We start from the raw sequence: 22,480 nt of genomic DNA on the forward strand, positions 1-22,480 counted from the left end.
AGGACTCCTACATTCTGGAGGCGGTCATGCTCCTCCTCGGCATCATCCTCTTGGTAATCGGCCTGATCACCGGTGTATCGATCCTCTGGACGATCGGCCTCATCCTCGCGGTCGTCGGCGCCGTCCTGTGGATCATGGGCTCCATGGGACACGCGGTAGCGGGCCGCCGACACTATTGGTGACGCTGCCCCCGGCAGCGCGGACGGCAGCACGGTAGGGGACCCTCACAGGGTCCCCTACCGTGCTGCCGCACGACAGCCCCCTACCGCCAGTGCCGCAGGAGCAGGCGCGGGGCGCGGCGCACCAGCCAGGCTCCGGCCAGGCCGACCACGGCTCCGGCCGCGACATCGGTGGGGTAGTGGGCGCCCGACTGCACCCGCTCCACCGCCACCGCGGCCGCCGGCACGGCACACAGTGCGCCCGCGGCCGGCCAGATGGGAGCGACGGCGGACGTGAAGGCCACCGCGGCCGCGGTGTGCCCGGAAGGGAACGAGGAGGAGTCCGGGCGGTCGGCGACCTCGTCGTGCGGGATCCACTCGGCGGGCGGCCTCGGCCTGTCGGCGAGCTGCTTGCACAGGCCGTTCGACACCACCTGCGCCACCACCAGCGCGCCCATTCCGGCGGCCGCGGCCCTGCGGCCCCGCCATCCCCCCAGCCAGGCCATGGCGACGGCGGCTCCGCACCACAGTTTCGAACTCTCCGCGGTCTCCTCCACGGCCGACAGCACCTTGGCGACGGCCGGCGGGATGCGGGACGCCGCCCGCTGCGTCATGACCCGGTCGGCTTCGAACAGGCCCGTCATCACACTCGTCTCTGTCATGTCTCGTCCAGTCGGCGCATGTCCTTCTCGGTCCACTTGCTGGTGTCGCGCGGCTCGGCGTAGGGCTCCTTGCCCGGCGGCAGCCCGCCCGCGATCGACCGCTGCCGGATGATTTCCGCGTCGAACTCCAGGCCGAGCAGGATCGCCAGGTTGCTGATCCACAACCAGACCAGGAAGACGATGACACCGGCCATCGTGCCGTACGTCCGGTTGTACGAGGCGAAGTTGGCGACGTAGAAGGCGAAGGCGGCGGACGCGATCATCCACAGGGCCAGGGCGAGGAAGCTGCCGGGTGTGATCCACCGGAACCCCTTCACCCGGGCGTTCGGACTGGCCCAGTACAGCAGCGCGATCATGACCGTCACCAGGACCACCAGAACGGGCCACTTGGCGATCGACCACACCGTCAGCGCCGTGTCGCCGATCCCGAGAGCCCTCCCCGCCTGGCGGGCCAGGGCGCCGGTGAAGACGACGATCAGGGCGCTGACCACGGCGAGCACCATCAGCGCGACCGTCAGCCCGACCCGCACGGGGAGGATCTTCCACACGGGGCGGCCCTCCGGCATGTCGTAGACCCGGTTGGCCGCGCGGATGAACGCGGCCACGTACCCGGACGCCGACCACACCGCCAGGACGATGCCGACCAGCGCCATGACCGACCCGATGCTGGCGTCGTCCTGCAACTGCGTGACCGCGCCGGTGATGATGTCGCGGGCGGAGCCGGGGGCGAACTGCTGGAGGTTGTCCATCACCGTGTTCGTCGTGGATCTGCCGGTGAGGCCGAGCAGCGACACCAGGACCAGCAGCGCCGGGAACAGCGACAACAGGCCGTAGTACGTCAGCGTGGCCGCCCGGTCGGTCAGTTCGTCGTCCCCGAACTCGCGCAGACTGCCCTTCAGTACCGCCGCCCACGCCCGCTTCGGCAGCTTCGTCGGCCGGTCCGGAGCGCGCCGCTCCACCGCGGGGCCGGGCCCCGCCTCCTCGGGCGGCGGGATCGCACGCTCCGCGGAGTCATGGCTGCCGTCGTGTGCGTTCCGCCCGGGAAGATGCAGCTTCATGTGCGCCGGGTACCCCCGGATCCCCGCTCGATCCCTGGTCCGACGGCGTCTGAGGTGCCGTCACGCCGCCGCGTCACGCCGCCGCGTCACGCCGCCGCGTCACGCCGCCGCGTCGCGCCGCGCCGAGTGCCGTGCCGAACGGCGGTTCGCACGCCGGGCGTGACCGCGCTCGGCGGAGCGCGGGCCGGCGTCGTGGACCAGACGCAGATGGCGTTTGCGGGCGTGCCGGGCCGCGCGCGGGCGGGCCGACAGCCGGTCCTCGATGCGGTCCATGGCGTACAGCAGCACACCCAGGGCCGGCAGCAGCAGCACGGCGACAGTGATCACGGCCCCGTTCCCTCCCGGTCGGCTGTTCCATCCGGGTTCCCCGCCCGGGCGAGGTGGGCGACGGACGGATGTGAGGGTCTGGTGACCACCGGGTGCAGACGGAGCGCGGGCGGCAGGCACCTGCGCCGTCCGTGCATGGAACGCGGTGGCAGGCGCATCCGAGAGGCATGGAGTGCGCGATCTACCGAGAGCAGACAGGCGAACGCGAGACGATCGACTGCCGGGAGGACGACGGCTGCCAGGCCACGCTCGACCGCCTGGCCGAGCTGAAACCGGACGAGTTCGCCTGGATCCGCGTCGACGAACCCGGCCCGGAGGAGTTGCAGCGCCTGGGGAAGTACCTCGAGCTGCACCCGCTGGCGGTCGAGGACGCCGTGACGGCGCACCAGCGGCCGAAGCAGGAACGCTACGGTGACGTGCTCGCGGTCGCGCTGAAGACCCTGTGGTTCGTCGAGCGGACCGCCGACGTGGAGACCGGCGAGGTGATGATCTTCCTCGGGCCGTCCTTCGCCCTGACCGTCCGGCACGGCACGCACGACCCGACGGTGGAGGCGGCCCGGCGGCTGGCGGACGACCCGCGGATGGCGCGGCTCGGACCCGCGAGCGTCCTCCACGCGGTCACCGACGTGATCGTCGACGCCTACGCCCAGGCCGCTTCCCAGGTCCGCGCGGACCTCACCGATCTGGAACGGTGCGTGTTCTCACCCGCCCGGGACGACCTGACGGAGCAGATCTACTCCCTGAAGCGGGAGGTCGTGGAGTTCCGGGACGCCGTCCAGCCCCTGGTCCCCGTCCTGCACGACTTCACCTCGCCCGCCGACAGCTGGCCGCGCCAGCTGGTGCCGTACTTCCGCGACGTCGCCGACCACCTGACCCGCACCGACACCGAGGTCCGCGCACTGGACGACCTGCTCGGTTCCGTCCTGGACGCCCACCTGGCGAAGGTGAGCACCTGGCAGAACGACGACATGCGCCGCATCAGCGCCTGGGCGGCCATCCTGGCCGTCCCGACCATGGTCGCCGGGATCTACGGCATGAACTTCGCGGACATGCCCGAGCTGAACTGGCGCTACGGCTATCCGTGCGCGCTGGCCGTGATGGCCCTCGGCGCGGGACTGCTGTACCGGGCCTTCCGCCGCAACGGGTGGTTGTGAGACCAGGCGGCGAGGGGCGGCCCCGTCCCCGGCGCGGCCCCGCTTTCGGGGACGCCCTTCGCCGGCGCGTACCAGTGGGGCTCCGTAAGTTGTTGTGCGGCCCGGGAGGGTCGGATGTGGCTGAGTAGGGCGTGCCAATAGTGGCTAGCGAGGAGTGGCCGTCCGGCTCTTCGGGGCGCCCTGGCTGCTGATTGAGCTGTGCGCGCTGTGTGCGGACGCTATTTAGGGAGCGGAACAGCGGGGCGTTCCTCGGGTCCACGGCATAGCTGTTCGGAACTAAAGGGTGTTGCAGAAGGTCGGGCTCGGGCAGGCCGGAGTTGTGCACGGTTGCCGGTGCTCCAGAACGGGAGGTGGCCCTGCATATCCAGAAAGCATTCACCACGCCAGGGACGACGCAGCCCCCCATGGCCAAGAAGGATCTGCCAGGCAAGGGTCCCGAGCCCGCGCTGACGCGCCTGTACTGGGACACCAAACGCCGGGAGCTGAACCGTAGCCGCTCCGTCTATAACTGCGGGAAGTACTTCGGCGAGGACTACGCGACGTCAGCCGGGTACGCGCGAGAATGTGACGAGTATCCGATGGCGTCTACGTACGAGGGAGCAGGCCAATCCGACTACGATCACCTCGCCGAGCCGGGCAACTTCAGTGTCCTGCCCGTCAAGAAAGAGGACAATGGGGCTGCGGGAAGCCTGCTCGCGCAGTTCTATGACAAGAACAGGATCATAGACGGACCGGACGACGGCTTCTGGGTCGAGATCACTTCGTAGCGACTTTGACAGGTGTGGGGGGGGGCGGCTCGGAGACAGGAGCCGCCCCCAGTACTTCAGGCGTTCGGCCAGAACTGTGCGATGTAGCGCTCGACTCCGTGCACCACACCGTGCTGGGTCTGCGCAGATGCCGCCTCACGGCCGGTGCACACCACTCGCACCGTCCAGACGCCCGGCCCGGCCGACAATTCGATCGCCTCCGGCATCGGCCCTGCCGCCATCCCCCTGGCGCGCAACTTGCCCGAAGAACAAACGATGCTGGCCAGGGCTGTCTCGTCCCACTCTCCGGCCGGCACTGCAGGCTCCCCGTCCCAGACCTCCACCGTCAGGGACGCGGTGTGGGTGTGCCCGGCACTGTAGAAATCAAGGCGCCCAGGGTGAGCAGTGAGAAACGCGTCGCCCTCGAAACCCTCAGGGAACAGCACAGGAACCTGCGTGTCGTCGAAGTCCTGCAAGGCCCATCCGTTGTAGTCCACATTCACCGGATACTCCTGGCGCCTGATCAGGCTGGCCACGTCACCCACCCCTTGTCGTCGTCTGGTGCGAGGGGCTCCATCATCGTCGATCTTTAGCGGCGAAATCACAGCGGAACCAGCCTTTGCACGGCGAGGCGGCGACAGCTACACAGGCAAAGCATGGGCCTCGACGCTCAGCGATAGACCAGGCAGGTGGCTTGACTCAGTCATTGAGACTCCTCGCGGGCGCGTTCCGGTGCCGCCCCTCGCCGCGGCCCGTTCCGGCGCCGCCGGGCTCCCGGCGCGGCCGCTGGGCGAGCCGGGCCTGCTCGCGGGCGCGTGCAGCGCGTACGGCGACGGGCGGCGCGAGCCGCCTGTGATCCCGGTGTGTCACCCCCGGAACTCCGCTCCGTCCCGCGGGTGCCGCAGGGGGTCGTCGGCCGCCGCGCCCCGGGACCAGGCCGCCGTGTACTCCGCTGAGCCGAGCAGCGCGCGCACCCGCTCCTCGGCGGCGACGTGCGCCTCGTGGAACGGGCGCAGGCCGATCAGCGCCACCCCGGTGTCCTGACGCAGGCGGTGGGCGGCGCCCAGCAGCCATGCCGCCCGCGTGCCGTCACCGGTGGCCGCCACCGCCCAGGCCAGCGTCTCCAGGCCCCACACCGGTCCCCAGCTGTCCCCGATGGCGCGCTGCCGTACCAGGGCGGCCCGCAGCGGAGACAGAGCCCGCTCCGCCGCACCGTGCCGCAGCTCCACGAGGCCGGTGCACCACTGGGCCCAGGTGCGGGCCCACTCGGCGCCGCTCGCCTCCGCCTCCGCGACGTACACGTCCCTGGCCGCCGAGGCCGAGGCGCGGGTGCCGAGGAACGCCTCCGCCATGGCCCACAGCATCGTCGCCATGTGCGCGTCGCCGCCCTGCCCGAGCGCGCGAAACCGGTCCCGCGCCACGGCCAGCAGCGGGATACTGGCCGGGTCGCCGCGCACCAGCATGGCGTGCGCTCCCTCGATGTACGTCAGCGGTGCCGAGGGGGAACCGTCCGCCGACTCCCGCGCCCCCGCACGGCACTCGGCCAGGAACCGCTCGGACGCGGGGTTGTCCCCCTGGCACAGGGCGATCCAGGCCTTCATCGCCAGCGCGCCGACCACCAGCGCCGGCTCGACCTGGACCCACGGCCCGTCCGGGCCGGTGGCCAGCAGCCGTTCCAGCCAGTGCCGCCCTTCTCCCAGCGTGCTGCTGAAGAACCAGCAGCGGGTGCGCGCCAGGTTCACCGCGATCTCGACCCCGGCCACCGCGAGGTCGTGCCGGCCGGCGCAGTAGTCGAGAGCCGTGCGCAGGTTGGGCAGTTCGGTGCGCAGCCTCAGCAGCCAGTCGACCTCGCGCGGCCCGCACCACGCGTGGCCGGCCCGCACCGCCGTCAGCCGGTAGTACTCGCAGTGCCGCACCCGCAGCCGGGTCGCCTCGCCCGCTTCCAGCAGCCGCTGACGGCCGTACTGGCGGATGGTCTCCAGCAGGCTGTACCGGGTCCGGTCACCGGAATGGCTGACCGCCACGATCGACTTGTCGACCAGCCCGGCCAGCAGGTCCAGCACGTCCGTCCGGGCCACCCCCTCACCCGCGCACACCGTCTCCGCAGCCTCCAGGTCGAAGCCGCCGGAGAACACGGACAGCCGGTTCCAGAGCAGCCGTTCGCCCTCGGTGCACAGGTCGTAGCTCCAGTCGACGACGCCGCGGAGGGTGAGGCGGTACCGGGCCGACGTGCGCGGCTGCGGCACGGACAGCAGGCGGAACCTGTCGTCGAGGCGCTCCACGATCTCCTCGGCCGTCATCGCGCTGAGCCGGACCGCGGCGAGTTCGATCGCGAGCGGAATGCCGTCGAGGCGCAGGCACAACTGGGCGACGGCCCGGCGGTTGCGGGCGGTGAGCCGGAAGGCGGGTGCCGAGCCGGCGGCACGGTCCATGAGCAGCCGCACGGCCTCGGAACGCAGCAGCGGGTCGTCGGTCCCGGTGACGGCCTGGGTGCCGGGAGCACCTGGAGTGCCGGTCCCGACCGGAGCCAGGCCGCCGGGCGAGACCAGGGCCGGGGCGTCGGGCGAGACCAGGGCCGGGGCGTCGGTGCGGACGGCGGCCGAGGAGCCGGGTGCGTCCGGGGCCGATGAGCCCGGCGTGGCCGCGGCCGAGTGGGCAGCTGGGGTGTGGTCGTCGGGCGTGCCTGCGGCCAAGTGGTCGCCTGTGGTGTGGTCGTCGGGTGTGGCCACGGCCAAGTTGTCGCCTGTGGTCAGGTTGGCGGGTGTGGCCACGGCCAAGTGGTCGTCTGCGGTGAGGCCGTCCGGTGTGGCCACGGCCAAGTTGTCGCCTGCGGTGAGGCGGTCGGGCGTGGCCACGGCCAAGTCGCGCGCTGCGGTGAGGCCGTCCGGTGTGGCCGGGGCCGCGTGGTCACCTGCGGTCAGGTCGTCGGGCGTGGCAGCGGTCAAGTCGTGGCCCGGGATGGAGCCGTCGGGTGTGGCCGCGGTCAAGTCGGCGGCCGCGGTCAGGGCGCCGGTCCCGGAGGCGGCCACAGCGCCGGGTCCGGTCCCGGGGCCGGCCGTGCCCCCGGGACCCGGTCCCGCTCCGGCGGCCGCTCGTGCCGCACACCCGGAGCCGGCTCGGGGACTGCCGTCCGCCCGCTCGTCCGCGTCGGGCAGGGTGAGCGACGGCACGGTCAGTACGTGCTCACCAGGTGCCCCGAGGCGCTGGCGGCTCGTGGCCAGTACGCGCAGCCCGGGTGCCGCCCGCGCCAGTCGCAGCACGAGCGCGGCGACGTGCTCCACCAGGTGCTCGCAGTTGTCGAGGACCAGTAGCAGGCGGCGGTCGCGCAGATGGCTGACAATGGCGTCCGCGGCGGGCCGCGCGGACTGGTCGCGCAGTCCGAGCGCCTCCGACACGGCACGGTCGAGGAGGTCCGGGTCGCTCAGCGGAGCGAGGTCGGCGAGCCGGACACCGTCGGCGAAGGAGGGCGCGACGTCCGCCGCGACCCGCAACGCGAGCCGGGTCTTGCCCACACCGCCCACTCCGGTGAGCGTGACGAGCCGCGCCGCCCCCAACAGGCGCCGTACCTCGGCCAGTTCCGCCTCGCGGCCGACGAACGTCGTCATCTCCACGGGGAGTTCGTCGACCCGGGTCGACGGAGCCGTCCGCACGGCGGGTGCCTCGTCCAGGTTCGGGGCGGCCGCCAGCAGCCGTTGGTGGACCTGCCTCAGCTCGGCCCCGGGGGCGACGCCCAGCTCCTCGGACAGCAGCGCCGTGACCTCGCGGTAGCTCGCCAGGGCCTCGCCCTGCCGTCCGCAGTCGAAGAGCGCCAGCATCCGCTGAGCCCAGAAGTGCTCGCGCAGCGGGTGCGCGCCGACGAGACCCCGCAGCTCCGGCAGCACATCGGCGGCCCGGCCGAGCGCCAGGTCCGCGTCGATCCGCAACTCCCAGGCGTACAGCCGCTGTTCGTTCAGGGCCGCCACGACGCCCTGGAGGCCGTGTGCGGGCAGGTCGGACAGCGGCTCCCCCCGCCACAGTCCCAGGGCCTCGCGCAGCAGGGGCGCCGCGCGGGCCGCCGCGCCCTCCGCCAGGGCCGCACGGCCCTGACGCACCAAGGCGGTGAAACGGTGCAGGTCCAAGGCGTCCGGCGCGGTCTCCACCAGGTAACCGTGAGGGCGGGTGAGCACGGGGGCGCCGTCGGCGGCGGAACCCAGGGCGCGCCGCAGGCGCAGTACGTAGTTCTGCAGCGTGTTGCGGGCGCGCCCGGGCGGGTTCTCGCCCCACAGCCGGTGGATCAGCGTCTCCACCGTGACCACCTGGTTGGCGTCGGCGAGCAGGGCCGCCAGCAGCAGCCGGACCTTCGCCGCGTCGATGCGCAGGGGCCGCCCGTCACACAGGACTTCGAGGGGCCCCAGGACCTTGAACTCGTACCGCGTGCTCACCGTTCCCCCGGTCATCCGCCCCGGGCGGTCGCGGCGCTCCACGACAAGTGACCGCCCGGATACGCATTGTAGCCACCGCGCGACCGGGAAGTGACCCGCGTGAGGCCGGGGACCGGGACGGTGGGCCCAGCGTTCACGGCACACGTCCTGGAGTCCGCACCATGCCCCTGACCAACCCCCGACCCCTTTCCGCCGGTCTCGGCGAGACGACGTCGCCGGCGACGGGCCCGTCCGCGACCCTGGGTGCGCACCTGAGAGGTCAGGTGCGCCGCGTCTGCGCTGCGGCCGGCTTCGCGGTCCCGGCCGACGGGTCCGGTTCCCCTCTCCTCGAGCTGCTCGACCTGCTCGGCCCCGCGGCTCTTCGGCCCCTCGCGTCCGGGCCGCCCTCACCCTCCTTCGTGTGCGACGACCACTCGCCTGCCGAGATCTCGCTCGCCTTCGGCGCCGGACGCCCCGTGGCCGTACGGCTGCTGGTCGAGCCCGGCTGCACGGCGGCCTCACTGGAGGAGAACGGCCGCCTCGGCCGGCGCGCCCTCGGCCAACTGGCCGCGCGCCGGGGCTTCTCGACCGAGCCGGTGCGCCGGGTGGCGGACCTGTTCTTCCCGCCGGTCGTGCACGGCTCGTTCGCGCTGTGGTGTGCGACGGAGCAGCGGCAACAGCCGGGTGGGGGCGGGGGCGTCAAGGTCTACGTCAATCCGCAGGCCCACGGGCGGGAGCGATCCGCCGGGGTGACCCAGGAGGCGCTGGCCCGCTTCGGATTCGGCCGGGCATGGCCCGAACTGCGCGAACGCGCCCTGCCACGCGGCCCCGGCAGGGACGAGATCCTCTTCTTCGCCCTCGACCTGGGTGACTGGCCCACCCCGCGGGTCAAGGTCTACGTCGCCCACCACGGCGTCACCGTCCCGGAGGCGCACGAGATGGCACGCCTGCTGCCCGGAGAAGCCGCCCAGCGGGTCCACGACTTCTGCCGGGAGATGGGGGGCGGCCCCGGGCGCTTCGCCCACCGGCCCCTGGTGTCCTGCCTGTCGTACACCGAACGGGACGTCGAGCACCCCAGTGGCTACACCGTGCACGTACCGGTCCGTGACTACGCGCCGGACGACGCAGTCGCCCGGGACCGGGCCACCGCCGCTCTGCGGCGCTTCGGCATGGACGCGGACGTCATCGGCCGCGCCCTGACCGCCATGACGTCCCGCCGCCCGTCCGAGGGAGTGGGACTGATCACCTACGTCTCGCTGGTACAGAGCACCTGGGAGCCGCCTCGGGTGAACGTCTACCTCTCGCCGGAGGCCTACGCCGTCCGTCCCGTGCGCACCGCGTCGACCGGCCGGGAAGGGGCGAGCTAGTGGAGCCTTACCGGATCAAGGTCGTCGAACCGATTCCGATCACCACGCGAGCCCAGCGCGAGCGAGCCCTGCGCCGGGTGCACTACAACCTGTTCGGGCTGCGGGCGGACGAGGTCACGATCGACCTTCTCACGGACTCCGGCACGGGTGCCCTGTCGGCGGCGCAGTGGTCGGCCGGCGTGGCCGGTGACGAGTCGTACGCCGGGTCGCGGTCCTTCTACCGCTTCCGGGACGTGATCCAGGACCTCACCTCCTACCCGTGCGTCCTGCCCGTGCACCAGGGCCGGGCAGCGGAACGCGTCCTCTTCTCCGCGCTGCTCACCCCCGGGCAGATCACGCTGAGCAACACCCACTTCGACACCACCCGCGCCAACGTGGAGCTCGCCGGATGCCGGGCGGTCGATCTGCCCTGCCCGCAGGCCGAGGACCTCGACAGCGCCGAGCCGTTCAAGGGCGACATCGACCTGCACCGGCTGGAGGGGGCCCTGCGCGGCCCCGACGCCACCCGGATCGCCCTGGTCATCATGACGCTGACCAACAACGGCCAGGCCGGCCAGCCGGTCTCCATGGACAACCTCGCCCGAGCCGCCGCGCTGTGCCGGGAACACGCGGTCCCGCTCTTCCTCGACGCCGCCCGGTTCGCCGAGAACGCCTGGCTGGTGACGCAACACGAGGACGGCTACCGGGACATGAGTCCACGCCAGGTCGCCGAGCAGGCCTTCCGGCTGGCCGACGGCTGCCTGATGAGCGCGAAGAAGGACGGCATCGTCCACATCGGCGGTTTCCTCGGCCTGCGCGACCCGTTGCTGGCGGAGCGGTGCGAGCTGCTGCTCATCGCCACGGAGGGTTTCCCCACCTACGGCGGTCTCGCGGGCCGGGACCTCGACATGATCGCCCAGGGGCTGACCGAGGTCACCGATCCCCGCTACCTCCGGTCCCGCGCCGACGCCGCCCGGCACCTCGCCGGCCTGGCCCGGGACGCGGGCGTCGACATCGTCGAGCCACCGGGCCTGCACGCCCTCTACCTCAACGCCGGCCGGCTGCTTCCCCACATCCCCGCGCACCGCTTTCCCGGCCACGCGCTCGCGTGCCAGCTCTACCTCGAAGGAGGCATCCGCTCGGTGGAGCTGGGTTCTCTGTACCTCGGCCGCGAGGACGAGAACGGCACCCCGGTGACTTCCGCGCCCTACGAACTGGTCCGCCTCGCGCTGCCCCGCCGGACGTACGGCCTCAGCCACCTGGATCACGTCGGTGAGGTCCTGGCGGCCACGGCCACGGCCAGGGACCGGATCCCCGGTTACCGCCTGACCGAACAACCCCCGCTTCTGCGCCACTTCCGCTGCAGACTCGAACCCGACGTGCCCCTCCGCTGACCGGATCACCGGCGGTGGCGTCAACACCCGCCGATACGGCGACGACGCGGCGGACGGACCCCACCCTCCGCGGCGCGGCCGGAGCAGTGAGCACGCGGTGCTGCTCCTCGGACAGCACGCCGCGACGCGGAGGTTCACGGGGAAGTGCTGACAGGACGTCTGCCCCGGCCCCGGGCCGAGATGGCAAGCTGGCTTCGTCTCACATGAGTTCTTCACAACGGCCGGCTCGGCGTGGTGCAAGTTGAGTCGGATGGCATCAACTTGATCCAGTCGGCACTTGTCAATCATCCTGACGGTGGGTTATACGGCTACGGCGGTTCTCATGGGTCACGGTCGCCACCGTGGCAGCCGCCGTCCAGGAGTGAAAGGAGAAGTGGGGCATGCTTGTGCGCAGCGGCGCTCTGGGGGATCTGGACCGGCTCACGCGTGAACTCGCGGAGAGCGCCACGGCAGGCACCGTCATCCCGGCGGACGTCTGGCGCGACGACGACGCGTTCTTCGTCCAGTTCGACCTGCCGGGCATGGACCGCTCCAGCGTCGAGGTCACCGTGGAACGGGGCACGCTCCTCCTGCGCGCCGAGCGCCCCTCCCCGGTCCCGGACGGCGCCAGGCCCGTGCTCACGGAGCGTCCCACGGGCCGGTTCAGCCGCCGCCTGACCCTGTCCGACGCGCTGGACGCCGACGCCGCCCAGGCGGTCTACGACAACGGCGTGCTCACCTTGCGCATCCCGCTGGCCGCGCACGCCAAGCCCCGCAAGATCGCCATCGCGGACGGCGGACCCAAGCAGGTCACCGCGTAACGGCAGCTCCGTACCGCCGCGTTCATGAGGAGGCCGGGCCGTCAGCGCCCTGCTGTGGTCACTCGTCCCACAGCTCGGCGCCCGGCCCTATTCGTTGGCTGCTGTCCCGGGCTGCCGATATCGTCGGGCTCCCGGCCGGCCGCATCAGGCGGTCGCCTCGTCCAGGAGCGATTCCGGTGACCGACCAGCGCGCGACCACGACCTTGTGGCGTCCCACCGGCCCCGAGGAGCTCGCACTGGTGCGTGAGCTGGAGTGGCGAGCCTGGCCGCCCCGCCTGCCCGAGCAGCCGATCTTCTACCCGGTCCTCGACGAGGACTACGCGATCAGGATCGCGCGGGACTGGAACGTCAAGCACGACGGCGCCGGCTACGTCACCCGCTTCGAGGTCGACTCCGCCTTCCTGAGCAGGTACCCCGTCCGGCAGGCAGGCGGCCGGACGATCCTGGAACTGTGGGTTCCGGCCGAGGAGCTCGACGAGTTCAACGCTCACATCGCCGGCAGGATCGAGCTGGTCCACGAGTTCCACTGAGCCGACGGGTTCCACGGCGGGTCGGCCGCCGCCCTGCCGGCGTCCGCTGGTGCGGTCGAGCCGTCCTACCTGCTGCGATAGGCCCGCAGGAAGGTCCGGACCCCCTCGACGACGAGTGGGCGCACGCGGGCGTCCTCCGCGGCGTTCGCCGAACCGAGCCGGTCCAGTGCCACGCCGAAGGTCAGCGCGATGAACTGGTCGGCCGCGAGCCGCGGATCGGGCACGTCGAGCAGCCCGGCGGCGGCGAAGGCGGCGAAGCGTTCGGCGATCGCCTCGTCGGGTGTGTCGGCCATGGAGTTGTAGCCGCGGTGCGGCAGGTGGCCCGACTCCGCCCGGACCAGCCGTTGCAGCGTGGCGTACTCCGCCGAGCCGAGCATGTCGGTGGCGATCCGCATCGCGAACGTGACGAGCGCGTCCTCCAGTTCGGCGGCCCCGGTGTGCTCGGTGGGCCCGGGGAGGGTCTCGTCCAGGGTGCTGCGGATCGTGGTGATCATCGACTGGCCGATGGCGTCGACGACGGCTTGCAGCAGCGTCTGCTTGTCGCCGAAGTAGTCGTAGACCGTCCGCTTGGACACCTCCGCCCGGGCGGCGATCGCGTCGACGCTCGACCGGTCGAACCCGTCGGCGAGGAACAGTTCCCGGGCCGCCCGGAGGATGGCGGCCCGCTTCGTCGCGGAGCCCTCGCGCAGCGTCTTCGTGGTCGGCATGGGCTCATCCTAACCGTTCTACACTGCACGGTGTAGTGTAGTCTTCGAACGGGTCGCGCTTTCAGCACTCGGCACGCAGCGCCACGCTCGCCGCACCACCCCTCACCCACCAGCCACCACCCGTCCCGCGCTCCGCGCTCCGCGTGAGAAGGCCGCTGTGCCCATGGCGCTGTGCGCACGGCGCCGTACCCCTGGCCGGACCTGGCGGGCCCGCGGCCTCCCCGCCCACAGCCGGCCGGCCCTCTGACGCTCAGGACCGTCACGAAAGGACGTCCATGACCGCAACCCTGGCTCCCCCCACCCGTATCGGAAGGGCCGCCGTCGGTGCCCTGGGCGCGCTGGCGGTCGCCACCGGCGCCCTGGAGTCGGTGGTGACGCCGACCCTCCCGCTCCTCCAGCGCGAACTGGACATGAGCCCGGCCGAGGGGGCGCTGCTCAGCATCGTGCTTCTCATCACCGGTGCGCTGATCACGCCGATCGCGGGCACGTTAGGCGACCGCCACGGCGGAAAACGCATCCTGATCCGGCTGATGGCGGTCGTCTCGGCCGGCGGCCTGGTGTCCTCCCTGGCGCCCAACCTGCCCGTGCTGCTGCTCGGTCAGGTCCTGCAGGGGGCGATGGTGGGCGCGTTGCCCCTGTCGTTCATCCTGGTGCGCGAACACCTGCCCGCCGGTGAGGCGAAGGTGGCCATCGGGGTGGTCAGCGGATTGTTCGTCGCGGGCGGGATGGCCGGCACGCTGTCGGCCGGGCCCGTGGCCGAACAGCTGTCCCGGCACTGGATGTTCGCCCTGCCGACCATCGCCGTCGTCGTCGGCACACTGCTGGTGAACACCCTGTTTCCCCATGATCCGCCGGGGCGTTCGGACGACACCGGGTTCGACTGGCCCGGCCTGCTCCTCCTGAGCGGAACCCTCGTCACGCTCATGCTCGTGCTGGCTCTCGCGCCCGACATCGCTGCGCGGCCCCTCGTCCTCGGCGCTCTCCTCGTGGTCCTGGCCGCCTTCGCGGCCGGATGGACGGCCGTCGAACGCCGCGCGGCCTCGCCCATGGTGGATCTGCGGATGCTGAGGCGGCCCGCCGTGTGGAGGTCGTGCGTGCTGACGTTCGTGATGTGCGTCGGCACGTCGCTGGCGGTCTACCTCGTCCCGCAGCTGTTCGCCGTCTCCGCCGACGGGTACGGCTTCGGGGCCAGTGCCACCCAGATCGGCCTCTACCTGCTGCCCGGCGCCGCCGCCGCCGCGCTGGCCGGGCCGCTCAGCGGTGTCGGGGCGCGGCGCCTCGGCTCGCGCGCCGTGGTCACCGCCGGGATCGCCCTCATGGCCGTCGCCCTGACCGCCCTGGCCGCCGTGCACACCGAGGTCTGGCACCTCGTCCTCGGCAAGGTGATGATCTCGCTCGCCGGCGGCCTGTGCATCACGGCGTTGGTGACCGGCACCGCCACCTCCGTCGACCGGCGCGACACCGGCATCGCCACCGGCCTCGTCCTGGTGACGCGCGTGGTCGGCTACGCCGTGGGCGCGCAGGTGGGAGGTGCCCTCCTGACCGACGGGACCCCTGCCGGGTCGGATGTCCCGGCCGAATCGGCCTTCGTCACCGGCTTCGTCGTGGCCGGTGCCGTCACGGTCCTGTCCCTGCTCATCACCCGCACCATGAAAAAGGGAGTCGAAGCATGACGAGCCGCACGGATCCGCCGAGGAGCCTCCGCACCCCGCCCCGGCGAAGGGTCCTGATCTCCGGAGCCAGCATCGCGGGGCCCGCGCTCGCCTACTGGCTGCACCGCTGTGGATGCGCCGTCACGGTGGTCGAGAAGGCGAGTTCGCTCCGCGACGGCGGCTACCCCGTCGACGTGCGCGGCACCGCCCTCGAAGTCGTCCGGCGCATGGGGATCCTGCCGCGGCTCCAGGACGCGCACGTCGACCTACGCCGGATCACCTTCCTCGACGAGGACGGGGGAGAGGTGGTCTCGGTCAGCCCGCACACCGTCGCCGGCAGCGCCGCGGGGCAGGACCTGGAGGTCCGCCGCGGCGATCTGACCAGGGCCCTGCACGCGGCGATCCGGGACGACGTCGAGTTCCTGTTCGACGACTCCATCGACACCCTCGACCAGTCCGGACCCGGCGTCGACGTCACCTTCCACGGGGGCGGCAGGCGTACGTTCGACATGGTGTTCGGCGCGGACGGGGTCCACTCGCACACGCGTGAGCTCCTGTTCGGACCCGAGGAGCAGTTCCACCGGTACCTCGGCTACTGCTTCGCCGTCTTCACCATGCCCAACACCTTCGGGCTCTCCCACGAGACCGTGATGTGGAACAGTCCCGGCAGAGCCGCCGCGCTCTACGCCGTCGGAGACGACGACGAAGTGCACGCCTTCCTGAACTTCGCCCACCCGGAACCGCCCTTCGACGCCTTCCGGGACCCGCAGGCCCGACGGGACCTCCTCGACCAGGTCTTCGCCGACGCGGGATGGCAGGTCCCCGGCATGCTCGCCGCCCTGCGGGACGCGGAGGACGTCTTCTTCGACGGAGTCAGCCAGATCCGCATGCCCCGCTGGTCCAGCGGCAGGGTCGCGCTGCTGGGCGACGCCGCGTACGCGCCCTCGTTCCTCACCGGGCAGGGCACCAGCCTCGCGCTCGTCGGCGCGTACATGCTCGCCGCTTCCCTGGCGGACCGGGACCACAGCGCGGGCTTCGCCGCCTACGAACGGGACACCCGCCGGTTCGTGACCGTGAACCAGGACCAGGTCGGCCAGGGCGAAGCCAGGCTCTTCCCCACCACCGCACAGGCCCTGCGGCAGCGCAACGCCATGCTGCGGCAGCTCAGCGCCCTGCCCTCCGGGACGGGACGACCGGCCCATTCGGCGCTCACCCTGCCCGCGCTCCGGCCCGCACCCGTGGGGGAAGATCGACCCTGAACGGGCGTCGGACGGGGCGGGGGACAGCGATGGACTGGTCGGCGTCACTTCTCGCCTTCACGGCGGGCGCCCTGATCGCGCTGGTCACCGCGCCGGTCGGGGTCTCCGGGGCCGTGTTCCTGCTGCCGGTCCAGCTCAGCGTCCTCGGTGTCCCCAGCCCCGCCGTCACCCCCACCAACCTGCTCTACAACGTCGTCGCCGGTCCCGGCGCGTTGCTGCGCTACCGCCACGACGGAAGCCTCTACGGCCCGTTGACCCGCCGGCTGATCGCGGGCACCCTGCCCGGGGTCGTCCTGGGCGCCGTCATCCGCGTCTTCGCCATCCCCGGACCGGCCGTGTTCCGTCTCCTGGTCGCCGTCCTGCTGCTGCCCCTCGGGCTCTGGCTCATCGCCCGCACGCTCCACACGCCGACGGCCCGCACACCGCGCGAGCCCTCACCGCGCGCCCTCACCACCCTGGCGCTGGCCGTCGGCACGATCGGCGGCATCTACGGCATCGGCGGCGGCTCCCTCCTCGGCCCGGTCCTGGTCGGCCGGGGCATGCCCGTCGCCCGGGTCGCCCCGGCCGCACTCGCCTCCACCTTCCTGACCTCGCTGGTCGGCGCGGGCGCCTACGCACTGCTCGCCCTCACCGGCGGCGACGACGTCGCCCCCGACTGGTTCCTCGGACTGACCTGCGGACTGGGCGGGCTGGCGGGCGGCTACCTGGGGGCCCGCCTCCAGCCCCGCCTTCCCGAAGGCACGCTCCGCCTCCTGCTGGGCACCCTGGCGGCGACGATCGGGGGCCTCTACACGGCGCAGGCGCTCATCTAGGGGAGTCTGCCGCGAAGGCCCTGTAGCAGTCTGTCCGTTGCCCCACGGGTCGGTGACGTCGGTGGCGGGCCGGTTGTCGACACGGCCGCCGTTCGAATGGTCATGGCGGCCTGTACCGGGGCCGCGGCCGTCCTGCTGGGGACGCTGTACCTGATCCACCGGGACATGGTGCTCACGGGAGGCTGCGGATCGCGGTCCGGCCGCACATGTTCCGGGGAACAGTCCGGGCACATCTTCGCGGCGCTCGTGGTGATGCCCGCGTCCGCAGCGTGCCTCATGTTCCTGGACCGGGTTGTCTTCCGCCCGTACCGCTGGGGCCAGGTTCTCCTGGCCTTCCGTAGGCCGGTCGGTGTGCATGGCAGCCCTGCTCATCGCAGAATGCCCGCCGGGGCGGTCGCCGGGAGTCCGGCGGCCGCCCCGGGGTGCGTCAGCGGGCCGCGAGGAACTCGAGTGTGTCGATGACGCGGTTCGAGAAGCCCCACTCGTTGTCGTACCAGGCGACGACCTTGACGTGGCGGCCGTCGACGCGGGTCAGCGCCGAGTCGAAGATCGACGAGGCGGGGTTGCCCACGATGTCGGTCGAGACGAGCGGGTCCTCCGAGTACTCCAGGACACCGGCGAGCGGCCCCTCCGCCGCCGCGCGGTACGCCGCCAGGATGTCGTCGCGCGTCACCTCGCGCGCGACCGTCGTGTTGAGCTCGACGATCGAGCCCACCGGCACCGGCACGCGGATCGAGTCACCCGACAGCTTGCCGTCCAGGTTCGGCAGCACCAGGCCGATCGCCTTGGCGGCGCCGGTCGTGGTCGGCACGATGTTGACACCGGCGGCCCGGGCGCGACGGGCGTCGCGGTGGGGACCGTCCTGGAGGTTCTGCTCCTGCGTGTAGGCGTGCACCGTCGTCATGAACCCGTGCTCGATGCCGGCGAGCTCGTCGAGCACCTTCGCCAGCGGCGCCAGCGCGTTGGTGGTGCAGGAGGCGTTCGAGACGATCGTGTGCAGGTCCGGGTCGTAGGCGTCGGTGTTGACCCCGAACGCGAGCGTGATGTCGGCGCCGTCCGACGGCGCGCTGACGAGCACCTTCTTCGCACCCGCGTCGAGGTGCGCCCGGGCGGCCTTCGCCGAGGTGAAGCGGCCGGTGGCCTCCAGGACGATGTCGACGCCGAGTCCGGCCCACGGCAGCTGCGCCGGTTCGCGCTCGGCCAGCACCTTGATCCGGCGGCCGTCGACGACGAGGGTGTCCCCGTCGACGCTCACCGGGCGTCCCAGCCGCCCGGCGGTGCTGTCGTAGGCGAGCAGGCGGGCGAGAGCGGCGGGCTCCGTCAGATCGTTGACGGCGACGATCTCCAGGGCGCTGTCGCGCTCCAGAAGCGCGCGCAGCACATTGCGTCCGATGCGGCCGAATCCGTTGATGGCGATGCGAGTCATGAATGAGGTCCCTTCCCTTCGCCACCATGCTCGTCCGCGGCCGACGCTCCTGACAGTGGCGCTATCGCCATGGTTCAAAAGGATCCCGCCAGACGGTGCCGGCCGCCGTCACTCGCCCCGGGTGAAGGTGCGCCGGTACTCGCTCGGTGTGGTGCCGAGGATGCGCTGGAAGTGCAGCCGCAGGTTGGCGCCGGTGCCGAGACCGACGTCGTCGGCGATCTGCTCGACGCTGCGCTCCGAGCGTTCCAGCAGCTCACGGGCCAGGTCGATGCGGGCGCGCATCACCCACTGCATCGGCGTGTAGCCCGTCTCCTCCACGAAGCGGCGTGAGAACGTGCGCGCCGACACCCCCGCCTGCTGCGCCAGTACGTCGAGGGAGAGGGGCTCGCCGAGCCGGTGCAGCGCCCACTCGCGCGTGGCGGCGAACCGCTCGCCGAGCGGCTCGGGGACGCTGCGCGGCACGTACTGGGCCTGGCCGCCGCTGCGGTAGGGGGCCGCGACCAGACGCCGGGCCGCGTGGTTGGACGCGGCCACTCCGAGATCACGGCGCAGGATGTGCAGGCACAGGTCGATCCCCGAGGCGGCACCGGCCGAGGTGAGCACGCTGCCCTCGTCCACGAACAACACGTTCTCGTCGACCCGCACGTGCGGATGCCTGGCCGCGAGGGCCCGCGTGTAATGCCAGTGGGTCGTGGCGCGCCGGCCGTCGAGCAGCCCCGTGGCGGCGAGCGCGAAGGCACCCGTGGAGATGGCGGCGAGCCGCGCGCCCCGGTCGTGGGCGGCGATCAGCGCGTCGACGACGGCCCGCGGCGGATCGTCCCGGTCCGGGAACCGGTAGCCGGGGACGAAGACGAGATCGGCCCAGTCGAGCGCGTCCAGCCCGTGGGCGACGTGGTAGGCGAGCCCGTCACCGCCCGTCACGAGACCGGGCGTCGCCCCGCACACCCGCACCTCGTACGGCATGCTCGCGCGGGTGGTGAACACCTGCGCGGGAATCCCGACGTCGAGCGGCTTCGCCCCCTCCAGCACGAGGACGGCGACACGATGCAGGCGGGAGACGGACACAGGAAGAGATTACGTGCCGGCGGAAACCACCACGCCCGCGCACGACCCGCCCACACGAGCCGCGGGCCGGACCGTCATCCCTGCCCCCCCGCAGCCCGGCCCGCCAGGGATGTGTCTCGCGGCTCTTGTTGTGGGCAGGCGTATGAGGAGCAGACGTAACCTCACGACGGAGAGCCGGTGATGACGACTTCCCGTGCGCAGCGGTCCCTGCCCGAGGCCGGGGAGGATGCCGTGCCGACGCGCCTGGAGCGGGAGAACGCGCAGCTGCGGCAGGCGGTTGATTCCCATGCGACGGTCGACCAGGCCATCGGCGTCCTCGTCGCCGTCCACCGGCTGACGCCGGCCACCGGGTTCGAGGTGCTGCGCGAGGTGTCCCAGCACACCAACGTCAAGCTGCACGCGGTGGCCGAGACGGTGATCGACTGGGCACTGGGCCGGCCCCTGCCACCGCCGGTGGGGCAGGAGTTGGACGCGGCCGTACGGCGGCGTCCGCGTGCCGAGGGCGAACCCGGGAGCCCGGAGTAGGCGGATCGGGCGGCCGGGCCTGCTCGGAAGCCGACGGCGGTCCAGGTGCCCCGGGCGGTCCGCGGCGGCCTTCGTGCCTCAGCGAGGCGGAGAGGAACACGTGTTCGCCCCATGAGGGAGACCTCACGAGACATGTGAGGCATAGTGCGGGGTACGCGCAAGCGTGTGAACGGGGGTAACACGATGGAGCCGGCCGAATCAGTCCCTGAGGGCGAGGGCCACGTGATGCCGGGCACCGCACCGATCCAGGAGACGGTCGCCCTCGACGGTGACGGGCACATCATCGCCGAGGCGCGTCACCGGGCGGCCGACTTCCTCGCACGGGTCCAGGCCGAGCACGGCCTCCCGGTGTCCGCCCGCGCCCTGGACCTGACCCGGCTGGTGGTCAGCGAGCTGGTCACCAACGCCCGCAAGTACGCTCCCGGCCCCGTGCTGCTGGAACTGCGCGTGTCCGGCGACGGGGTGGAAGTGATCGTCTGGGACAGCGACCCGGTCCTGCCGGTGGCCCGGGCCGCCGACGCGGGCCGGGTCGGGCAGCACGGCCTGGAGATCGTCATGGCCGTCGCGCAGGGCTTCGAGGTCCAGCGTGAGCCGGTCGGCAAACGCATCACCGTCCGCATCGCCCTGCTGGACGACCCCGGAGGGGACATCGCCGGGCGCAACCCGCTCTAGGCCGCGTCCGCACAGTCCCTCCTGCCCCGCGACGCCCGGCACGCACTCTCGCCGCACCGGACACAGTCCCGAGTACGCCCGGTACGAGGGACCGCGTCCGGCACGCCGAGAGCACGCACCGGACGCCGCAGGGCCCGCCCTCCGGGCGAACGAAGGGACTGTGCGGACACGACCTAGCGCCCGAGGAAGTCGGTCAGTGCCGAGGCCAGTGCCTCGGGTGCCTGTTCCGCCACATGGTGACCGGAGTCGATGCCGTGGCCGCGGACGTCGTCGGCCCAGCGACGCCAGATCGTGCGGGGGTCCCCGTACAGCTCCTCCAGGTCGTCCCGCAGCGACCACAGCACGAGCGTCGGGCAGGTGATGCGCGCACCGGCGGCACGGTCGGCTTCCTCGTGCCGCCGGTCGACGGTCAGGCCGGCGCGGTAGTCCTCCAGCATGGCCCGCACCACGTCGGGATCGCGTGTGGCCCGCCGCCACTCGGCGTGGTTCTCCCGCCCCATCGTGCCGGGATCGCCGCTGTACCAGCTGTCGGGGTCGGCCGTGATGACCCGCTCGGGGACGTCCGGCTGCGCGAAGAAGAACCAGTGCCACCAGCGCGTGGCGAACGTGGCGTCCACCCGCGACAAATGCTCCGTGAGAGGCAGGCAGTCCGCGAACGCCACCCGGGAGACCACCTCGGGATGGTCCAGGGTGAGACGCAGCGCCACGTAGCCGCCCCGGTCGTGCCCGAGGAGCGCGAACCGCCGATGACCGAGGTGGCGCATCACGGCCACCACGTCCCCGGCGACCGCGCGCTTGGAGTAGCCCACGTGATCCGCCGTGAAACGCGGGCCCTTGGAGCGCCCGTACCCCCTCAGGTCCGGGCACACCACGGTGTGACCGGCTCGTACGAGGAGCGGAGCGACCCGGTGCCACGTCGCCGAAGTGCGGGGATGGCCGTGGAGCAGTACCACCGGCGGGCCGTCCCCACCGAACCGCACGAAGACGGAAGCCGGCCCGACATCGATCTGCGCCGTCTCGAACCCTTCGAACACATTGGCCTCCCTGTGGGGCTCGGCTGACGCACCGCGTCACACCGTCGACGCGGTACCGGCTCATCCAGTGCCCTGGACGGCGGCGGCCATGTGCGCGCGAGGCCGCGGTCCACGCCGGGTCCGCGCAGTCGCTCCTGCCTACGGGCGGACGAAGGGGCTGTGCGGGCCCGGCTGAGTCCGCTGCGTCCCCGCTCCTGGTACCGCACACGCCGCCGTCCCGCCGGGCAGTCGCCCCCGGTTGTCGGCCACCAGGCGGTAGACGCCGTGGGCGGCCCAGCGCACGGGCGGCAGGGTGAGGACGGCACCGATCACGGACCACGGGCCGCCCGCGTTCAGCAGGAGCTTCGCCACGGCCTGCGCCCCGCCGTACACCCGCCCGGTGGGCGTCACCCACAGGGCCTCGTACCGGGCCCGTTCCTCGGTGACGCCGAGCGACGCGAGGTCCGCGTGCTGCGAGGCCACGGTCTCGCAGCGCGGCCGCACCAGACGCCGGGCGACGCCCACCGACATGGTGCAGAAGCCGCAGTCCCCGTCGAAGATCAGCACTGGTCGTGTCCGCACCCCTCCATCGTGCCGCACCCGCGGACGGTCCGGCGCGAGCCGTCCCGGGTGCACGGTCCGGCGCGCGGGGGCGGCTCGTGCGGGGGCGGCGCACGGCAGGGGGCCGGTGGCCGCCGCCACCGGCCCCCCGCCGGCTACCGGCCACCGGCTCGGGACCACCGGCGACCGTGCCGGTACCCCGTGGCCCGTGGC

At 72.4% G+C, this 22,480-nt stretch carries 22 protein-coding genes; 12 read left to right on the forward strand and 10 right to left on the reverse strand.

Features of this window, described 5'->3' with window-relative positions:
• Positions 1-26: 26 nt before the first annotated feature.
• A complete protein-coding gene (locus tag ACPXCS_RS25610) occupies positions 27-182 on the forward strand; it encodes a DUF6131 family protein (protein ID WP_425949573.1) in 156 nt (51 codons plus the stop codon).
• 80 nt (positions 183-262) lie between these two features.
• On the opposite strand, the gene ACPXCS_RS25615 is transcribed toward ACPXCS_RS25610, so the two are convergent.
• The 3 genes from ACPXCS_RS25615 to ACPXCS_RS25625 form a co-directional block, all read right to left on the reverse strand.
• Positions 263-820, reverse strand: a complete 558-nt coding sequence (locus tag ACPXCS_RS25615) for a phosphatase PAP2 family protein (protein WP_425949575.1) — start codon at positions 818-820, stop codon at positions 263-265.
• Positions 817-1,878 carry a YihY/virulence factor BrkB family protein gene (locus ACPXCS_RS25620; RefSeq protein ID WP_425949576.1) on the reverse strand — a complete coding sequence of 354 codons (1,062 nt, stop codon included), beginning with the start codon at positions 1,876-1,878 and terminating at the stop codon, positions 817-819. The genes ACPXCS_RS25615 and ACPXCS_RS25620 overlap by 4 nt, the downstream gene beginning before the upstream one ends.
• A gap of 99 nt (positions 1,879-1,977) precedes the next feature.
• Positions 1,978-2,205 carry a hypothetical protein gene (locus ACPXCS_RS25625; protein ID WP_425949578.1) on the reverse strand — a complete coding sequence of 76 codons (228 nt, stop codon included), beginning with the start codon at positions 2,203-2,205 and terminating at the stop codon, positions 1,978-1,980.
• A 167-nt stretch (positions 2,206-2,372) separates the two neighbouring features.
• Here ACPXCS_RS25625 and ACPXCS_RS25630 point away from each other — a divergent pair, with 167 nt between their 5' ends.
• Together ACPXCS_RS25630 and ACPXCS_RS25635 are read left to right on the forward strand one after the other, a co-directional pair.
• Entirely contained in the window at positions 2,373-3,359 is a 987-nt protein-coding gene (locus ACPXCS_RS25630; RefSeq protein WP_425949580.1) for a magnesium and cobalt transport protein CorA, read from the forward strand.
• A 404-nt stretch (positions 3,360-3,763) separates the two neighbouring features.
• Entirely contained in the window at positions 3,764-4,126 is a 363-nt protein-coding gene (locus ACPXCS_RS25635) for a NucA/NucB deoxyribonuclease domain-containing protein (protein WP_425949582.1), read from the forward strand.
• Positions 4,127-4,182: 56 nt separating this feature from the next.
• Here ACPXCS_RS25635 and ACPXCS_RS25640 read toward each other — a convergent pair whose 3' ends face one another.
• Complete coding sequence (locus ACPXCS_RS25640) at positions 4,183-4,641, reverse strand: hypothetical protein (protein WP_425949583.1); 459 nt, start codon at positions 4,639-4,641, stop codon at positions 4,183-4,185.
• Between the two features lie 330 nt (positions 4,642-4,971).
• Entirely contained in the window at positions 4,972-8,526 is a 3,555-nt protein-coding gene (locus ACPXCS_RS25645; protein WP_425949584.1) for a BTAD domain-containing putative transcriptional regulator, read from the reverse strand.
• 161 nt (positions 8,527-8,687) lie between these two features.
• Between ACPXCS_RS25645 and ACPXCS_RS25650 the strand changes: the two genes are divergently transcribed.
• The 4 genes from ACPXCS_RS25650 to ACPXCS_RS25665 all read left to right on the forward strand — a co-directional run bounded on the left by ACPXCS_RS25650 (position 8,688) and on the right by ACPXCS_RS25665 (position 12,575).
• A complete protein-coding gene (locus ACPXCS_RS25650) occupies positions 8,688-9,872 on the forward strand; it encodes a tryptophan dimethylallyltransferase family protein (protein WP_425949585.1) in 1,185 nt (394 codons plus the stop codon).
• The gene (locus tag ACPXCS_RS25655) at positions 9,872-11,245 is read left to right on the forward strand and encodes a tryptophanase (RefSeq protein ID WP_425949587.1); all 1,374 of its coding nucleotides are present in this window, start codon (positions 9,872-9,874) and stop codon (positions 11,243-11,245) included. The genes ACPXCS_RS25650 and ACPXCS_RS25655 overlap by 1 nt, the downstream gene beginning before the upstream one ends.
• A gap of 380 nt (positions 11,246-11,625) precedes the next feature.
• Positions 11,626-12,045: an Hsp20/alpha crystallin family protein gene (locus ACPXCS_RS25660; protein WP_425949588.1), complete on the forward strand. Its 420-nt coding sequence runs from the start codon at positions 11,626-11,628 to the stop codon at positions 12,043-12,045.
• Between the two features lie 176 nt (positions 12,046-12,221).
• Positions 12,222-12,575: a hypothetical protein gene (locus ACPXCS_RS25665; RefSeq protein ID WP_425949589.1), complete on the forward strand. Its 354-nt coding sequence runs from the start codon at positions 12,222-12,224 to the stop codon at positions 12,573-12,575.
• A 65-nt stretch (positions 12,576-12,640) separates the two neighbouring features.
• Here the strand turns inward: ACPXCS_RS25665 and ACPXCS_RS25670 are convergent, their stop codons facing one another.
• The gene (locus ACPXCS_RS25670) at positions 12,641-13,282 is read right to left on the reverse strand and encodes a TetR/AcrR family transcriptional regulator (RefSeq protein ID WP_425949591.1); all 642 of its coding nucleotides are present in this window, start codon (positions 13,280-13,282) and stop codon (positions 12,641-12,643) included.
• Between the two features lie 275 nt (positions 13,283-13,557).
• On the opposite strand from ACPXCS_RS25670, the gene ACPXCS_RS25675 reads away from it, so the two are divergent.
• Genes ACPXCS_RS25675 through ACPXCS_RS25685 form a run of 3 tightly spaced genes read left to right on the forward strand, consistent with a single transcriptional unit; the run spans position 13,558 to position 17,005 of the window.
• Positions 13,558-14,955 (forward strand): MFS transporter, encoded by a 1,398-nt coding sequence (locus tag ACPXCS_RS25675; RefSeq protein ID WP_425949593.1) that lies wholly within the window; start codon positions 13,558-13,560, stop codon positions 14,953-14,955.
• Positions 14,952-16,193: an FAD-dependent monooxygenase gene (locus tag ACPXCS_RS25680; RefSeq protein ID WP_425949595.1), complete on the forward strand. Its 1,242-nt coding sequence runs from the start codon at positions 14,952-14,954 to the stop codon at positions 16,191-16,193. The genes ACPXCS_RS25675 and ACPXCS_RS25680 overlap by 4 nt, the downstream gene beginning before the upstream one ends.
• A 29-nt stretch (positions 16,194-16,222) precedes the next feature.
• Positions 16,223-17,005: a TSUP family transporter gene (locus ACPXCS_RS25685; protein WP_425949596.1), complete on the forward strand. Its 783-nt coding sequence runs from the start codon at positions 16,223-16,225 to the stop codon at positions 17,003-17,005.
• 427 nt (positions 17,006-17,432) lie between these two features.
• Here ACPXCS_RS25685 and gap read toward each other — a convergent pair whose 3' ends face one another.
• The gene (gene gap, locus ACPXCS_RS25690; protein ID WP_425949598.1) at positions 17,433-18,431 is read right to left on the reverse strand and encodes a type I glyceraldehyde-3-phosphate dehydrogenase; all 999 of its coding nucleotides are present in this window, start codon (positions 18,429-18,431) and stop codon (positions 17,433-17,435) included.
• Between the two features lie 108 nt (positions 18,432-18,539).
• The gene (locus tag ACPXCS_RS25695) at positions 18,540-19,496 is read right to left on the reverse strand and encodes a GlxA family transcriptional regulator (RefSeq protein WP_425949600.1); all 957 of its coding nucleotides are present in this window, start codon (positions 19,494-19,496) and stop codon (positions 18,540-18,542) included.
• A gap of 180 nt (positions 19,497-19,676) precedes the next feature.
• Here ACPXCS_RS25695 and ACPXCS_RS25700 point away from each other — a divergent pair, with 180 nt between their 5' ends.
• A complete protein-coding gene (locus tag ACPXCS_RS25700; protein WP_425949602.1) occupies positions 19,677-20,021 on the forward strand; it encodes an ANTAR domain-containing protein in 345 nt (114 codons plus the stop codon).
• A 225-nt stretch (positions 20,022-20,246) separates the two neighbouring features.
• Positions 20,247-20,693 (forward strand): ATP-binding protein, encoded by a 447-nt coding sequence (locus ACPXCS_RS25705; RefSeq protein WP_425949603.1) that lies wholly within the window; start codon positions 20,247-20,249, stop codon positions 20,691-20,693.
• A 173-nt stretch (positions 20,694-20,866) separates the two neighbouring features.
• On the opposite strand, the gene ACPXCS_RS25710 is transcribed toward ACPXCS_RS25705, so the two are convergent.
• Together ACPXCS_RS25710 and ACPXCS_RS25715 are read right to left on the reverse strand one after the other, a co-directional pair.
• On the reverse strand, positions 20,867-21,727 hold the full coding sequence (locus ACPXCS_RS25710) for an alpha/beta fold hydrolase (RefSeq protein WP_425949605.1): 861 nt from the start codon (positions 21,725-21,727) through the stop codon (positions 20,867-20,869).
• 138 nt (positions 21,728-21,865) lie between these two features.
• The gene (locus ACPXCS_RS25715) at positions 21,866-22,288 is read right to left on the reverse strand and encodes a thiol-disulfide oxidoreductase DCC family protein (protein WP_425949606.1); all 423 of its coding nucleotides are present in this window, start codon (positions 22,286-22,288) and stop codon (positions 21,866-21,868) included.
• Positions 22,289-22,480: the final 192 nt, after the last annotated feature.

The sequence above is a fragment of the Streptomyces sp. DT190 genome (assembly GCF_049846985.1).
In the GTDB taxonomy this organism is placed as follows: domain Bacteria; phylum Actinomycetota; class Actinomycetes; order Streptomycetales; family Streptomycetaceae; genus Streptomyces.

Coding starts and splice junctions, on each gene's coding strand:
- gap (WP_425949598.1), bottom strand. CDS start 18,431: ATGACTCGCATCGCCATCAACGGATTCGGCCGCATCGGACGCAATGTG.
- ACPXCS_RS25630 (WP_425949580.1), top strand. CDS start 2,373: ATGGAGTGCGCGATCTACCGAGAGCAGACAGGCGAACGCGAGACGATC.
- ACPXCS_RS25650 (WP_425949585.1), top strand. CDS start 8,688: ATGCCCCTGACCAACCCCCGACCCCTTTCCGCCGGTCTCGGCGAGACG.
- ACPXCS_RS25610 (WP_425949573.1), top strand. CDS start 27: ATGCTCCTCCTCGGCATCATCCTCTTGGTAATCGGCCTGATCACCGGT.
- ACPXCS_RS25615 (WP_425949575.1), bottom strand. CDS start 820: ATGACAGAGACGAGTGTGATGACGGGCCTGTTCGAAGCCGACCGGGTC.
- ACPXCS_RS25670 (WP_425949591.1), bottom strand. CDS start 13,282: ATGCCGACCACGAAGACGCTGCGCGAGGGCTCCGCGACGAAGCGGGCC.
- ACPXCS_RS25705 (WP_425949603.1), top strand. CDS start 20,247: ATGCCGGGCACCGCACCGATCCAGGAGACGGTCGCCCTCGACGGTGAC.
- ACPXCS_RS25675 (WP_425949593.1), top strand. CDS start 13,558: ATGACCGCAACCCTGGCTCCCCCCACCCGTATCGGAAGGGCCGCCGTC.
- ACPXCS_RS25685 (WP_425949596.1), top strand. CDS start 16,223: ATGGACTGGTCGGCGTCACTTCTCGCCTTCACGGCGGGCGCCCTGATC.
- ACPXCS_RS25680 (WP_425949595.1), top strand. CDS start 14,952: ATGACGAGCCGCACGGATCCGCCGAGGAGCCTCCGCACCCCGCCCCGG.
- ACPXCS_RS25700 (WP_425949602.1), top strand. CDS start 19,677: ATGACGACTTCCCGTGCGCAGCGGTCCCTGCCCGAGGCCGGGGAGGAT.
- ACPXCS_RS25635 (WP_425949582.1), top strand. CDS start 3,764: ATGGCCAAGAAGGATCTGCCAGGCAAGGGTCCCGAGCCCGCGCTGACG.
- ACPXCS_RS25660 (WP_425949588.1), top strand. CDS start 11,626: ATGCTTGTGCGCAGCGGCGCTCTGGGGGATCTGGACCGGCTCACGCGT.
- ACPXCS_RS25620 (WP_425949576.1), bottom strand. CDS start 1,878: ATGAAGCTGCATCTTCCCGGGCGGAACGCACACGACGGCAGCCATGAC.